This is a genomic window from Cupriavidus sp., assembly GCF_057315035.1.
In genome coordinates this window covers 1-14,473 of record NZ_DBHKYV010000042.1, presented here as the reverse complement: position 1 = coordinate 14,473, position 14,473 = coordinate 1, and the positions used below count along the sequence as shown (strand labels likewise).

Annotated in this window: 13 protein-coding genes; 3 read left to right on the top strand and 10 right to left on the bottom strand. The window is 63.4% G+C overall.

Annotated features, from left to right (window positions below; genetic code table 11):
• Nucleotides 1-266: 266 nt before the first annotated feature.
• From ACO550_RS32755 to pilM, 9 genes are all read right to left on the bottom strand, one after another.
• Nucleotides 267-998, bottom strand: coding sequence for a transposase (locus ACO550_RS32755; protein ID WP_315596561.1), 732 nt, complete (start codon nucleotides 996-998; stop codon nucleotides 267-269).
• Nucleotides 999-1,208: 210 nt separating this feature from the next.
• Entirely contained in the window at nucleotides 1,209-2,360 is a 1,152-nt protein-coding gene (locus tag ACO550_RS32750) for a deoxyguanosinetriphosphate triphosphohydrolase (protein WP_315596560.1), read from the bottom strand.
• A gap of 55 nt (nucleotides 2,361-2,415) precedes the next feature.
• Entirely contained in the window at nucleotides 2,416-3,522 is a 1,107-nt protein-coding gene (aroB, locus tag ACO550_RS32745) for a 3-dehydroquinate synthase (protein WP_315596559.1), read from the bottom strand.
• On the bottom strand, nucleotides 3,519-4,118 hold the full coding sequence (locus tag ACO550_RS32740; protein WP_315596558.1) for a shikimate kinase: 600 nt from the start codon (nucleotides 4,116-4,118) through the stop codon (nucleotides 3,519-3,521). The genes aroB and ACO550_RS32740 overlap by 4 nt, the downstream gene beginning before the upstream one ends.
• A gap of 218 nt (nucleotides 4,119-4,336) precedes the next feature.
• Complete coding sequence (locus tag ACO550_RS32735) at nucleotides 4,337-6,481, bottom strand: type IV pilus secretin PilQ (RefSeq protein WP_315596557.1); 2,145 nt, start codon at nucleotides 6,479-6,481, stop codon at nucleotides 4,337-4,339.
• Nucleotides 6,478-6,984: a pilus assembly protein PilP gene (locus ACO550_RS32730; RefSeq protein WP_315596556.1), complete on the bottom strand. Its 507-nt coding sequence runs from the start codon at nucleotides 6,982-6,984 to the stop codon at nucleotides 6,478-6,480. Before ACO550_RS32730 ends, ACO550_RS32735 begins: the two co-directional genes overlap by 4 nt.
• A gap of 29 nt (nucleotides 6,985-7,013) precedes the next feature.
• Nucleotides 7,014-7,688, bottom strand: a complete 675-nt coding sequence (locus ACO550_RS32725; protein ID WP_315596555.1) for a type IV pilus inner membrane component PilO — start codon at nucleotides 7,686-7,688, stop codon at nucleotides 7,014-7,016.
• A gap of 2 nt (nucleotides 7,689-7,690) precedes the next feature.
• Nucleotides 7,691-8,374, bottom strand: a complete 684-nt coding sequence (locus ACO550_RS32720) for a PilN domain-containing protein (protein WP_315596554.1) — start codon at nucleotides 8,372-8,374, stop codon at nucleotides 7,691-7,693.
• A gap of 18 nt (nucleotides 8,375-8,392) precedes the next feature.
• Entirely contained in the window at nucleotides 8,393-9,463 is a 1,071-nt protein-coding gene (gene pilM, locus ACO550_RS32715; RefSeq protein WP_315596607.1) for a type IV pilus assembly protein PilM, read from the bottom strand.
• 484 nt (nucleotides 9,464-9,947) lie between these two features.
• Here pilM and ACO550_RS32710 point away from each other — a divergent pair, with 484 nt between their 5' ends.
• Nucleotides 9,948-12,326 carry a PBP1A family penicillin-binding protein gene (locus tag ACO550_RS32710; protein WP_315596553.1) on the top strand — a complete coding sequence of 793 codons (2,379 nt, stop codon included), beginning with the start codon at nucleotides 9,948-9,950 and terminating at the stop codon, nucleotides 12,324-12,326.
• Nucleotides 12,327-12,394: 68 nt separating this feature from the next.
• Here the strand turns inward: ACO550_RS32710 and cyaY are convergent, their stop codons facing one another.
• Nucleotides 12,395-12,730 carry an iron donor protein CyaY gene (gene cyaY, locus ACO550_RS32705; RefSeq protein ID WP_315596552.1) on the bottom strand — a complete coding sequence of 112 codons (336 nt, stop codon included), beginning with the start codon at nucleotides 12,728-12,730 and terminating at the stop codon, nucleotides 12,395-12,397.
• 117 nt (nucleotides 12,731-12,847) lie between these two features.
• On the opposite strand from cyaY, the gene lptM reads away from it, so the two are divergent.
• Together lptM and lysA are read left to right on the top strand one after the other, a co-directional pair.
• A complete protein-coding gene (gene lptM / locus ACO550_RS32700; protein ID WP_485995078.1) occupies nucleotides 12,848-13,111 on the top strand; it encodes an LPS translocon maturation chaperone LptM in 264 nt (87 codons plus the stop codon).
• A 25-nt stretch (nucleotides 13,112-13,136) separates the two neighbouring features.
• Nucleotides 13,137-14,399 (top strand): diaminopimelate decarboxylase, encoded by a 1,263-nt coding sequence (gene lysA, locus ACO550_RS32695; RefSeq protein WP_315596551.1) that lies wholly within the window; start codon nucleotides 13,137-13,139, stop codon nucleotides 14,397-14,399.
• Nucleotides 14,400-14,473: the final 74 nt, after the last annotated feature.

Below are 14,473 nucleotides of genomic sequence, written 5' to 3'. Positions count from 1 at the left end.
GCTGAATTCCGGTGAAGGCTGCGCAGCCAGCAAGGCAGACCGAACGGGGGCTGTCGGGGGCGCCTCTTTTGACGGGCGTGGCAGACAGCGGGACCGCAGCGGCGTACACGAGCGTGACGCGCCGCACAATAACTGTGGGTGGAGCAACTATAAAAGAATCGCCCCAGCCTCGCAAAATTATTAAATGGGGTCAGAACACTTTAAATTTCGCACCAGATCTGAACGCCAATTAAATAGGGACACATTAAAGTGGCCGCACAAAATCCTCATATTGGTGCATCGACGTGCCGAGGAACTTCGCTGCCATCGTCAACGCTCTTGCGTGGCCGCCCTTTTGGCAACGGCTGGACCCGGCGCGTGGCATGGCGTTCGAGTTGCGTCAGGAACCCCTCGCCGCCCAGCGGCCAGCCGCTATGGGCATGCTTCTGCAGGGCCGCGAGCGTCTTGCCGGACAAGCCTTCGGCCATCAGTGCGCGATAGTTCGACTGCCGCTCGAATGGCGTATTGCCGAGGTCCCAGTAAATGGAGTGGTCACTCACCACCGGGCTTGCCTCGATGCCGGCGTGGTGCCGGTAGCTGCTCCAGCGATCGGTTTCGGGTGACACCACATCGCCGGCGCGCACCGCGTTGTTCTCGACGTAGAGCATGGCCGGCAGCAACCAGGCCTCGGGATCGATCACCGCGGAACGGAAGCGCCCTTCCCAAAGCGTGCCGGTGCGGCTTGCCACCCGGTTGAAATGGCGCGCATAGCGACGACCCACCGCCTGCATGGTCAGACTTAGCGAGTCCGGACCCTTGGGCGTGGCAACCAGGTGAACATGATTGGGCCGCAGCGCATAGGCGTGGATTGCCAGCTCATGCTCACGGGCAGCCATGCGCAGGCAGTCGAGGTAGTGCAGGTAGTCTTCGGTACCCAGGAAGACAGGCTGACGGTTGTTGCCTCGTTGCAACACCAATGCCGGCAGGTCCGGCGGAGAGAAACGGGGAAGGCGGGCCATTCGGGCGGTTTCGGTTTCAGGTACGCCCGAATGATAGCGTGATCTGTCCCCGTTAAATGCCTACCGGCGTGTCGCCTCCCCTCTCCCGCACAGCGGGAGAGGGGTCGGGGGAGAGGGCAATGAGGTTCAAATTGCGACTTGTCTGTGATTGAGCCGCCGGCCCTCTCCCCCAGCCCCTCTCCCGCGCAGCGGGAGAGGGGAACTGCAATGTCAGTTGCTCTCGCTGACTGCAAAGATCCGGCGATGTTCGCGAATCGCATAGCGGTCGGTCATGCCAGCGATGTAATGAGCGATCAGGCGCGCCTGGTCTGCGCCGTGCGCAGCCTGGTATTGCGGCGGCAGCAATCGCGCATCCTGCATGAAGGCGGCAAACAGGTCGGAGATGATGCGCTGCGCCTTGGCCGACATGCGCATGACCAGGTAGTGGCGATACAGATGGCGGAACAGGAAGCGCTTCAGTGCGGCGGCTTCCTCATGGATCTTCGGGCTGAACGAGACCAGCGGTCCCGCGGCGCGTACGGCATCGATCGATTTCGGAGCGGCCGCCGCGATATTGCGTCCGGTGGTCTCGATCAGGTCGACGATCAGCGTATTGATCATGCGCCGTACGGTCTCGTTGATCGCGCGCCGGCCGTTGATACCCGGGAAGGCCGCCGTTACCTCTGCGCGATGACGCCCCCACATTGGCACTTCGTCCAGTTGCTCGAGCGTCAGCAGGCCCGAGCGCAGGCCGTCGTCGATATCGTGGTTGTTGTAGGCGATCTCGTCGGCCAGGTTGGCCAGTTGCGCTTCCAGCGATGGTTGGGTGCCCTCCAGGAAGCGCCGCCCCAGTTCGCCCAGTGCCGACGCGTTGACGCGCGAGCAATGCTTGAGAATGCCTTCGCGCGTCTCGAACGTCAGGTTCAGGCCATTGAAGCCGCCGTAGCGTTCTTCCAGTTCGTCGACCACCAGCAGGCTCTGCAGGTTGTGCTCAAACCCGCCGTGGTTCTTCATGCAGCCATTCAGCGCGTCCTGGCCCGCATGGCCGAACGGCGTATGGCCCAGGTCGTGCGCCAGCGAGATGGCCTCGACCAGATCCTCGTTGAGCCGCAGGTTGCGGGCAATCGACCGCGCAATCTGCGCCACCTCGAGGCTGTGCGTCAGCCGGGTCCGGAACAGGTCGCCCTCGTGGTTCACGAAGACCTGGGTCTTGTACTCGAGCCTGCGAAACGCCGTACTGTGGATGACGCGGTCCCGGTCGCGCTGGAACTCGCTGCGCGATGACGAGGCGGCTTCGGCATGCACGCGGCCGCGCGACTTTACAGAGCGCGCGGCGTAGGGAGCGAGATGGGATTCGAGGTCGGTGACTGGAGCGGTGGTCATGCGGGCAATCCGTTTATCCGTAACTGGTTAAGGGTTGCAAGGCATAACCAGTCGCTCAGGCGACCGGTGCCTCGGTGGGAGGTTTCAGGACTGCATGACGCAGCGTGTCACGCAGGTCCGGGTCCGGTACGGTGGTGATGAACGCCTCGCCCAGCTTGCGCAGCAGGATGAACTTGATGCTGCCAGCCTCGGCCTTCTTGTCCACCTTCATCAGTTCCACATAGCGATCGATGCCCAGGTCCGGCGCCACCACGGGCAGCATCGCCGCCTGCGTCAGTGTACGGATCCGCGCACGGGTCTCGGCGTCGATAAAGCCAAGCCGATGCGACAGGTCGGCCGCCATCACCATGCCGCAACCCACCGCTTCGCCGTGAAGCCATTCGCCATAGCCCATGCCGGCTTCGATTGCGTGGCCAAAGGTGTGCCCGAAATTCAGGATAGCGCGCAGACCGCCTTCACGTTCGTCCTGCGCCACCACGCCGGCCTTGATCTCGCATGAACGGCGCACGGCCTCGGCCATCAGGCCGGTGTCGCAGGCGTTCAGCGCGGCGATGTTGTCTTCGATCCAGCGGAAATAATCGGCATCGGCGATCGCGCCATGCTTGATTACCTCGGCCAGGCCGGCGGCCAGTTCACGCGGCGGCAGCGTGCGCAGCGTGTCGATATCGGCGATCACCGCATTGGGCTGGTGGAACGCGCCGATCATGTTCTTGCCCAGCGGATGGTTGATGCCCGTCTTGCCACCAACCGACGAATCGACCTGCGACAACAGCGTGGTCGGCATCTGCACGAACGGCACGCCGCGCATATAGCAGGCCGCAGCAAACCCGGTCATGTCACCAACTACCCCGCCGCCCAGTGCGATCAGCGTGGTCTTGCGATCGGCGCCGGCCTTGAGCAGCGCGTCGAAAATCAGGTTCAGCGTTTCCCACTGCTTGAAACGCTCGCCGTCCGGCAGCACCACGGTGCGCACGGTCTTGCCCAGGCTGGCGAGCACCGCTTCCACGCGCGCGGCGTAGAGCGGGCCGACGGTTTCATTGGTGACGATGACGGCGTGCTGCCCACGTACGTGAGGCTGCAGCAGTTCGGCGCGGTCCAGCAGGCCGCCGCCAATATGAATCGGGTAGCTACGCGCCCCGAGATCGACTTCCAGCGTGATCATGAGTGGGTGTCCTGCGCCGGCTGCCCTGCCACCTCATCGGGTTCAGGTGCGGCTTCCGCCTGCGGAAACACGAAGCCGGCCATTTCAAGTTGCATGAGAACCATATTAGCAAGCTGCGCCACGGTCGGCTTGCCCGTTTCGATAATGAAATCCGCAACTTCGCGGTAGAGCGGATCGCGCTCGCGGTACAGCGCCTCGAGGCGCCCCTTCGGATCCTCGGTCTGCAGCAGCGGACGATTGCGGTCATGGCGGGTGCGCAGCCATAGATCATGCGGACTGGCCCGCAGATAGACCACCGTGCCATTGGCCTTCAGCGCCGCCCGGTTGACGTCGCGCAGCACCGCGCCACCGCCGGTGGCCAGCACAATTCCCGTGCGACCGGTCAGGTCGGCAATCACCTGCGCCTCGCGATCCCGGAAGCCGGCCTCGCCCTCGTGCTCGAAAATCAACGGAATACGCACGCCACAACGCGCTTCGAGCTCGTGGTCCGAATCGAAGAACGGATAGTTGAGGCGTCGGGCCACGGAACGGCCGACGGTGGTTTTGCCGGCGCCCATCAGGCCAACAAAGAAAAGATTCGGGCGATTGGCTGTCACTGGACTGTCTTGCACGATAAGGCGCGGAGGCACCGGTACGCCACCGGGTCATCACACTGACGTGATGCATACGCCATTGTGCATCATCACGTGGGGTCGCGTCCCGGCCGGCCATCGGTACCGCCGACGATGCCGCCAAAAAGAAAAAAGGCCGCGTCGTATTGCGACGCGGCCTGCCAGTCTACTGCATCCGGGCCCAGTGCTGCACCCGGACGGTGTTATTTCAGCGATACGCTGTCGTTCAGGATACGCGGCGTCAGGAACACCAGCAGCTCGGTCCGGTTGTTGACCTTGGCGTTGTTCTTGAACAGGTACCCAAGCACCGGGATATCGCCGAGCCACGGTACCTTGTTGTAGTTGTTGGTCTCTTCCTGGCTGTAGATACCGCCAATCACCACCGTGCCACCGTTCTCGACCAGCACCTGCGTCTGCACGTGCTTGGTGTCGATCGCGAAGCCCGCCACGGTCTGGATACCTACGCTGTCCTTGTTCACGTCGACATCCAGCAGCACATTGCCTTCCGGCGTGATCTGCGGCACGACTTCCAGCTTCAGGTTGGCCTTGCGGAACTGGATCGACGTGGCACCGCTCGACGTGGCCGACTGGTACGGCAGTTCGGTACCCTGTTCGATCAGGGCCTTGATGTTGTTGGCCGTCACCACACGCGGGCTGGAAATGATCTTGCCCTTGCCGTCGGCTTCCAGCGCGGACAACTCCAGGTCCAGGAAACGACCCGCGCCAGCGTTGAAGATACTGAACGCCACCGATGCCGGGTTCGTACCGTTGATGGCCGCGGCGGGCAGGCTCAGCGCCGGGCTGTTATCCCATTTGCCATCCTGCGTGAACGGCGACGCCACGTTCTGGTACGTATTGCCGAGTGCACTGCCCGCCCGCGGCAACGCAAAACCGAGCTTCACGCCGAGGTTCCGGCTGAAGGTGTCGCTGGCCTCGACGATGCGGGCCTCGATAATCACCTGGCGTACGGGGATATCGATCCGCTGCAGGAAGGTCTGCACTTCCTCCAGCTTGCTGCCGATGTCGGACACGAACAGCTGGTTGGTACGCGGGTCCGCCGTCAGCGAGCCGCGCTTGGACAGCATCCGCGTGGCCGCCGACGTGCTCGAACCACCTGCCGCTACCGGCGCGGCACCACCACTGCTGCCGCCGCTGCCCGTGACCGGCAGGCCCAGCAGCATGCGGCGTACATCGTCGGCACGCTGGTAGTTCAGCTGGAACACCTGGCTACGAATCGGCTCAAGCTCGTTGATCTGCTGCATTGATTCCAGTTCGAGCTTTTCCTTCGTGGCCAGCTCGGCCTTGGGCGCCACCCACAGCACGTTGCCATTACGGCGCGATGCCAGGCCCTTGGAATCCATCACGATCTGCAGCGCCTGATCCCATGGCACGTCCTTCAGCCGCAGCGTCAGGTTACCCTGCACCGTATCGCTGGTGATGATGTTCAGGTTCGTGAAATCGGCAAAGACCTGCAGCAGCGAGCGGATGTCGATGTTCTGGAAGTTCAGCGACAGGCGTTCGCCGCGATACCCCTGCCCGGCGATCAGCTTGTTCGGATCTTCCTTGACCTGCCGCACTTCCACGACGAACTGGTTGTCGGTCTGGTACGAGCTGTATTCCCAGTTGCCACGCGGCTCGATCTGCAGACGCGTACTGCCGTTGGCGTCGGTGGCGCGCATGGCCTGCACCGGCGTGCCGAAGTCAGTCACGTCGAAGCGACGGCGCAAATCCGTCGGCAGCCCCGTGCCCATGAAATCGACCACGAGGTTCTGGCCCTGCTGCTGGATGTTGATGCCCGAGTCGCGCGACGACAGATCGACCACCACGCGGCCGGCACCGTCGTTGCCGCGGCGGAAGTCGATATTGCGGATCAACGGACGATTGGCAGCCACTGGCTGCGCCGCAGCTGCGGCCGGCGCAAACGTCGGTGCGGCAGCGGTCGCGGATTGCGACACGTTGTCCATCAGCACCAGGAACTGCGTGCCGCGCATTTCAGTGCGGTACGTGGCGACACGGCTCAGGTTCAGCACCACGCGGGTACGGTCCCCGATCTGCATCACGTTGGCGCTCTTGAGCAGCTTGCCGCCGTACTCGTATTGCGCGCGACCGGCCGCGAATCCCGTATCGAAGAAATCGATCGCGATCTTTGCCGGATTCTGCGTGGTGAAGTCCGCCGGCTTTTGCGCCAGCGGGCTCTGCAGGTCGACCGCGAACACGGTCTGCTCGCCAACGACGTTGGCTTCCACCTGCTTGAGCTGGTTGTTTTGTGCCAATGCGGCCGGAGAGGCCAACACCAGCGCCATTGCTGAAGCGCCAGCAAGCGCCCTGACCCAACGAGTGGTGATCATGCGGATGCCTCCAGCTTCAGGCTGGTCATTTTCTCTTTCCAATCTGAGACCCCTTCCCGAACCAATTCGCGCAACACGATCTCCTGATCGTTGATGCGGACCACCCGGCCATAGCTTTGGCCGAGATACTGACCCACCTTGACGTGATGGATCTTGTTATCTACGCGTACCACACCGTAGGTCTCGCCGTTCTTCTTCAGCATCCCGAGCATCTTGAAGTTCTCCAGCGGATAATCTTCAAGCGGCTCGTGTCGCCGTCCGGCCTCCGGCGACTCAGACATCGTTTTGTTCAGTTCGCCGATCTTGGTCTGCGCGAACGGTTCCGGCGAACTGCGCCCGCCATACTCGCGCGGCGAATATGGTTTGACCTCGGGCAACGGTTCGGGCGGTGGCGCCTTGGCGGCGCGGGTCTGCGTCATCCATTGGCGCAGTCCATCGTCGTCACTCTGGCCACAGCCGGCCAGGGCAACGACTGCCAGCGCGGCGGCGGTCAGGGCATGCAACGCAACCGGTGGACGTCGGATCAGGAGGCTCACTTGGCACCTCCCTTCTTGCTCTTCTTCGCGGCATCGGCAGCAGCCTTGCGCTGCGCGGCCTGCTCGTCAGGATCCAGCGCGCGATATGCCATCGCGACCGCCTCCATCGACAGCGTGCCATCCTTGGCAACCGACATGTTCAGGTTACGCATCGAAACGATCCGCGACAGGGCCGCCACGTCGGCGTTGAACAACGCAACGTCGTGATAGCGGCCGGTGACCTTCAGGTTGACCGGGATTTCGGCAAAGTAAGGCTTGACCGTTGCCGCCTGCGGCTTGAACAGTTCGAACTGCAGGCCACGTGCCACGCCAGCGTGGTTGACGTCGGCCAGCAGCGCGTCCATTTCCGTGCTGTTCGGCAACTGCCGTTCAGCAAGTGCCACGCGCTTTTCCACTTCGACCTTCTGCTTGCGCAGTTCATCGAGATTGGCCACCTGCGTTACCTTGGCCTTGAACTGCTGTTTCAGCTGCTCATGTTCGGCATGCTTGCGCTCGAGGTCGTCGCTCTTGTCGCTCCAGTAGAACTGCCAGCCCAGCACCAGCACGATCACGGCCGCCAGGATCGAGAACAGCACGCGCGGTGCGGCAGGCCAGGTCTCGGGTTCGTTCAGGTTCAGGCCGCGAAACTGCGTGGTCACGTCCTGCAATGAGAGGTTGGTGTTCAGCGCCATGATCAGACCTTGCCCCCTGCGGCTTTCGCCGCCGACGTCGCCGCGGGCTTGCCTGCGGCATCCGAGGCACCGCTACCGGAACCGGCCTCCTTGCGCTCGGTTGGTTCTTCCGCTGCGCGATAGGAGAAGCGCATCGAGAAATCAAACAGCCGGCGCTGCTCACGCAGGTTGTTGGTCATCGTGATGGCCTTCGATTCCACGAGCTCGGCACGGTCCAGCCATTGCACCTGGCTGACGTTGCGCAGCAGCTCCGACACCCGCTCGTTGGACTGCGCCACACCGGCCATGACAAAGTCGTCGCCGGTCTGCTTGAGGCTGGTCAGGTACACGCCCTCCGGCACCTGGCGCACCAGTTCCTCCAGCAGTTGCACTGGCAGGTTGCGCTGCGCCTGCAGGCTTTCGATGGCACGCTGGCGGTCCAGCAGTTCGTCGATGTCCTTCTTGAGCGTGGTGACTTCCCTGATCTGCCCGTCCATGCGGGCGTTCTCGGTCTTCAGCGTCTGGTTGAGATGGCTTACCTCATCGATCTGCGTATCGATGTAATAGCCGCCGATCAGCACCACGAGCGCACCCGCGCCCGCCGCACCGCCCAGCATGCTGTAAACCTTCTTGCGCCGGGCTGCCTTGCGCGCCTCGTGATACGGCAGCAGGTTGACCGACGGAATGGTATTCGTCGTCGTGGACATGCGTGTCCCCCCGGTGGGTTATTGCAGTCCGCGCAGCGCCAGTCCCGCACTGACGATATAGGCCGGCAGGTCGCGCTGGAGATAGCGCTCGTTGACCTTGCCTGCGGTCGTCATGTTTGCGAAGGGATTGGCCAGCGTGGTCGTGATCTGCGTCTGCTGCTGGATCGCTGCCTGGACACCAAGCAGCGACGCGTGCCCGCCGGAAAGCAGGATCTCGTCGACACGGCCGAGGCTGGAGCTGGCAATGAAATTGCCGACCGCACCCTGCACTTCCATGGCCAGCGCCTCGAGAGAAGGCTTGAGCAGTTGCGCACGCCACGCTTCGGGCAGCGTGTTCTTGCGCTTCTTGATTTCCGCCTTGAGCGCGTCGAGCGTGAACATCCGCGCGGCGCTCTGCGTCAGCTGATCGCCGTAGCTGTTCAGCGGCTGCTCGTACAGTTCCTTCCAGCCCTGGTAGAAGATGGCCTTGGAGCGGCTGCCACCGAGATGGACCACGGCCACGACGGGCAGGTCCTTGGCGTCGGTTTCGGTCAGGCCGGCGGGAACGCCGAGCATCTGCACCACCGAACGCTGCACGGCGTACTCTTCCACATCCATGACCTGCGGTTTCAGGCCGGCCATTTCGGCTGCCGTCACGCGCTCCTGGACACGATCACTGTTGGCGGCCGTGACGCGCACGCCAATACCGCCTTCCGTTTCGCTGGGACCAATCACCGCGAAGTCGAAGTTCACCGCCTGCGACGGCGGATAGAGGCGATGCGCCTCCGATTCGACCTGCGAATAGAGTTCGTCTTCGGACAGGTTGTCCGGCAGACTGACCGTCTGGGATTCCGTCAGCATGGAAGGCACGCCAAGGATCACGTCCTTGGTACGGATGCCGGCCTTGCCGAGCGCGCGCTTGAGCGCGATGCCCACGGCCTCGATGTTGACCACGTTGCCATCGGCAACGGCGTTGCGATCCAGCAGTTCGCTGGCGCATTTCTCCAGCCTGAAGTCGTTCTTGCCAGTCCCGACGGACAGCTCAACGACCTTTACGCTGGACGACCCAATATCTACGCCGACCGTAGTCCGGCGTAGAAGACCCGACAAGATGCCCCGTCGCAAGGTTGACCCCCTGACATTTGAACTCGCCCACGGCATGTCTGCTCTAATGGTGCGAGCCAGTTTCTTGGATGAAACGTTTGCTCTTTTATGTTCGCTGATTCTCACAAAAACCAGAGGCGCTGGCAATGTGCCGGTTTGACCACGCTTTCTTTTTCAGAGGCCCCCCTTCAATCCGTTGCCAAAATCCGACGGTCGGCATTCCGTCTACATTGGCCGGCATGGCGCCGTCACATTGCGTCGTGTCCCGGCACTGCTGCACGCACGCCTCGGAAGGTACTTATCGACGACCGCTCCGGTTGATATGGATCCCCGCAAACCCGCGCCACGCCTGCGCCCTGCATGGCGTGACAGGCAGATATCAACGACATTACATCTTGTAACAGTGCGGTAGCGCCTTTCGCGCCACCGCGTGGCAGGTGCACGGGGGTGCCAACGATATAATTCGGGCACTCTTATTAGGTAAACCCTTATGGCCACAGCACAACAGAAGCCGTCCCTTCCCGTTCGTCGTCCGATATGGATGCGGATCATGTTCTGGGTATTCGGACTGTTTGCCGCTGGCATCGTCGCCGTGGCGTTGCTGGTGGGCTATGCGCTGGTCGTGGCGGCACCGAACCTGCCGTCGCTCGACACCATCACCGACTACCGTCCGAAGATTCCGCTGCGCATCTACACCGCCGACAACGTGCTGATCGGCGAGTTCGGCGAAGAGCGCCGCAACTTCGTGCCGATCAGCGACATCCCCGATGTCATGAAGAAGGCCGTGCTGGCCATCGAGGACGACCGCTTCTACGAACACGGCGGCGTGGACTTCGTCGGCGTGTTGCGTGCCGGGCTGGCCAACCTGCGTGGCGGCCTGTCGCAAGGCGCATCGACGATCACGATGCAGGTGGCGCGCAACTTCTTCCTGTCCAGCGAGAAGACCTATACGCGCAAGATCTACGAGATGCTGCTGGCGTACAAGATCGAGGCCAACCTGAGCAAGGACCAGATCCTCGAGCTGTACATGAACCAGATCTATCTGGGCCAGCGCGCATACGGCTTTGCCAGCGCGGCGCGCGTGTACTTCGGCAAGTCGATCAAGGACGTCACGCCGGCCGAGGCCGCGATGCTGGCCGGCCTGCCCAAGGCGCCGTCGGCGTATAACCCGGTGGTCAATCCGCGTCGCGCCAAGGTGCGCCAGGAATACATCCTGCAACGCATGCGTGACCTGCGCTACATCACGCCCGAGCAGTACGACCAGGCCGTGCGCGAGGAACTGAAGGTGCGCAGCGAAGGCAACGAGTTCTCCACCCATGCCGAGTACGTGGCCGAGATCGTGCGCCAGCTGATGTACGCGCAGTATCGCGAGGAAACCTATACGCGCGGCCTGACGGTCTACACGACGCTGAACAAGGGCGACCAGGATGCCGCCTATGAATCCGTGCGCAGCGGCATCATGAACTACGAGCGCAAGCACGGGTATCGCGGACCGGAAGCGTTCATCGACCTGCCCGCGAATTCGTCCGAACGGGAACAGGCCATCGACGATGCGCTGGTGGAACATCCGGGCAGCGACGATCTGCGCTCCGCGGTTGTCACCAGTGTCACGCCGAAGCAGGTCAAGGCAACACTGTTGTCGGGCGAGGTCGCTACCATCGAAGGTACGGCACTGCGTTTCATTGCGCCGTCGATGTCGGCCAACGCGCAACCGAAGGTGAAGATCCGTCCCGGCGCGATCATCCGCGTGACGCAGGATCCGAAGGACAACACGTGGTCGGTAACGCAACTGCCCGAAGTGGCCGCCGCGTTCATTTCGCTGAACCCGGAAGACGGCTCGATCCGCTCGATGGTCGGCGGCTTCGACTACAACCGCAACAAGTTCAACCACGTGACGCAAGCCTGGCGCCAGCCCGGTTCGAGCTTCAAGCCGTTCATCTATACGGCGGCGCTTGAAAAGGGCTTCTCGCCTGCCACGGTCATCAACGATGCGCCGCTGACGATTGGCCCCGACACCGGTGGGCAGGTCTGGGAACCCAAGAACTACGACGGCAAGTTCGAAGGCCCGATGACCATGCGCCGCGCGCTGGCCAAGTCGAAGAACCTGGTTTCGGTCCGTATCCTGCGCGCCATCGGTACGCAGTATGCGCAGGACTACATCACGCGCTTCGGCTTCGAGGCCGACAAGCATCCGGCCTACCTGCCGATGGCGCTCGGTTCCGGCAGCGTGACGCCGCTGCAGATGGCGGGCGCGTACTCGGTCTTCGCCAACGGTGGCTATCGCGTCAATCCGTACCTGATCCAGCGTGTCGAAGACTCGCGTGGCAAGGTCATTTCGGAAACCCATCCGCAGAAGGCTGGCGAGGATGCCGTACGCGTGCTCGATGCACGCACCGCATTCATTGCCGACAGCATGTTGCGCGAAGTGGTGCGCAGCGGCACGGCCAACCCGGCCAAGCAGCGTCTGGGCCGCAACGACATGGCCGGCAAGACCGGTACCACCAACGATGCCGTGGATGCATGGTTTGCCGGCTATACACCGAAGCTGGTGGCCATCGCCTGGATGGGCTACGACCAGCCGAAGAGCCTCGGGGTGCGTGAAACCGGTGGCGGCCTGGCGCTGCCGATCTGGGTCGGCTACATGAGCAAGGCGCTCAAGGGCGTGCCCGAGAGCCCGGACCGCCAGCCGCCGGAAGGCGTGGTCATGGTGGCCGGCGACTGGACCCTCGAGGAGAACGCAGGCGGTGCCGGCGTGGCATCGGTGGGTCTGGGCGACCCGTGGCCAGGCAAGCCGGAAGAAAGCTCGCGTCCGCCGCAGGACACCGAGCAGGAAAAGAAGAAGATCCTGGAGATGTTTGGCGGCGCGTAAAACTGTCCACCCCAACAAAAAACCGGCCCACGTGGCCGGTTTTTTGTTGTGACCGCTGCGCCCTCGCCCTACTTCAGCGCCAGCGCCACGCCAGCCTGCTGGCTCATGTACTGCGACAGCGCCGCATACAGCTCTGCGCCGCCGCGCGTATCCACCCATTTGCCGCCATCATGGCGGAAGTGGAAACCGCCGGCCTTGGCGGCCACCCACAGTTCCTGCATCGGCGCCTGGCTGTTGACGATGATCTTCGAGCCGTCCTCGAACTCCAGTTCCATCACATTGCCGGTGCGGTTGATTTCCACGTCGGCATCGGCCGCGTCGGCAGCGGCTTCGATATCCGCTTCGAGCTGGTCGAGGGCCGCGCTGGCCAGGGTCAGGAACTCGGTTTCACTGAGGGGGGGCATGCTACACTCCAAGGCCGCCGGCAGCCCGTCCAGACAGGGCATTTGCGCCGGCATCAAATTGATGGAAATCGGGGAACGCCGCGCGTTTCCCCCAGCCATCCGAAAGCCATCCAGACCATGAAGGACTCCCCGATGCTGCGTCGTGGTGCGATTGTATCGGCCTTTGCCGCCACGCTCGCGATGACCCTCGCCGGCTGCGGCATTCGCGGCCCGCTGTACATGCCGAAAGTGCCGCCCGAGCCCACGCCGCCCACCGTGGCCGACCCGGGGCTTGGCCAGCCCGGCGCGGCCGTGCCGGCGCGCCCGGCGGGCGAGCCCGCCACCTCGGCACCGGTACCCGCAGAACCCGTCAAGGGCAGCTCCGCCCCCAACGCACGCTAAGTGCACAGCAAGTGCACGCCAGAACATGACTGATTTCTTCCATCGCCGCGCAGACGGCGCCCTGACCGTCGAGCAGGTTCCGCTGGCCCGTATCGCCGCGGAGTTCGGCACGCCGACCTTCATCTATTCGCGCGCCGCGCTGACCACCGCGTACAACGCCTACGCCGCCGCCTGCAAAGGCCGCAACGCGCATGTGCAGTATGCGGTCAAGGCCAATTCGAACCTGGCCGTGCTGCAGGTATTTGCCCGGCTGGGTGCCGGTTTCGACATCGTGTCGGGCGGTGAACTGCTGCGCGTGATTGCCGCCGGTGGCGATCCCCGCAAGGTGGTGTTCTCGGGCGTGGCCAAGAGCGAGGCCGATATGGCGCTGGCGCTGGAGCACGAGGTCCGCGGCTTCAACGTTGAATCGATCCCCGAGCTTGACCGCCTGAACGCGGTGGCCGGACGCCTGGGCAAGCGCGCACGCGTATCGCTGCGCATCAACCCGGATGTCGACGCCAAGACCCACCCGTATATCTCCACGGGCCTCAAGGGCAACAAGTTCGGCGTGGCGTTCGAAGACGTGCTGCCGACCTATCGCGCAGCCGCCGCGTTGCCGCATCTGGAAGTGGTTGGCATCGACTGCCATATCGGCTCACAGATCACCGAGGTGGCGCCGTACCTGGAGGCACTGGACAAGGTGCTGGACGTAGTGGAAGCGCTGGAAGCCGAAGGCATCAAGCTCGAACATATCGACGTTGGTGGCGGCCTGGGCATTACCTATGACGACGAGACGCCGCCGGACATCACGGGTTTCGCGACCACGCTGATCGACCGCGTCGCCGCACGCGGCCACGGCCATCGCGAGGTGCTGTTCGAACCGGGCCGCTCGCTGGTAGGCAACGCCGGCGTGCTGCTGACGTCCGTGGAGTTCCTGAAGCCGGGCGCGGCAAAGAACTTCTGCATCGTCGATGCCGCGATGAACGATTTGGCACGCCCCGCCATGTACGAGGCCTATCACCGCATCGAACCAGTCGCCCCGCGCGGCGATGCGGCGGTGACCTATGACGTGGTGGGTCCGGTTTGCGAATCGGGCGACTGGCTCGGCCGCGACCGCGCACTGGCGGTGCAGCCGGGCGACCTGCTGGCCGTGATGTCGGCGGGCGCGTATGGCTTCGTGATGAGCTCGAACTACAACACCCGTGGCCGTGCGGCCGAAGTCATGGTCGACGGCGACGCCGTGCACCTGGTGCGCGAACGCGAACTGCCAGCCGACCTGTTCAAGACCGAACGCCTGCTGAAGGCCTGATCGGGCCCCCCTCTCCCGCGCGCGGGAGAGCAACCGTGTCAACGACTTCGTGCGGCTCACGGTCAGCCGACGCT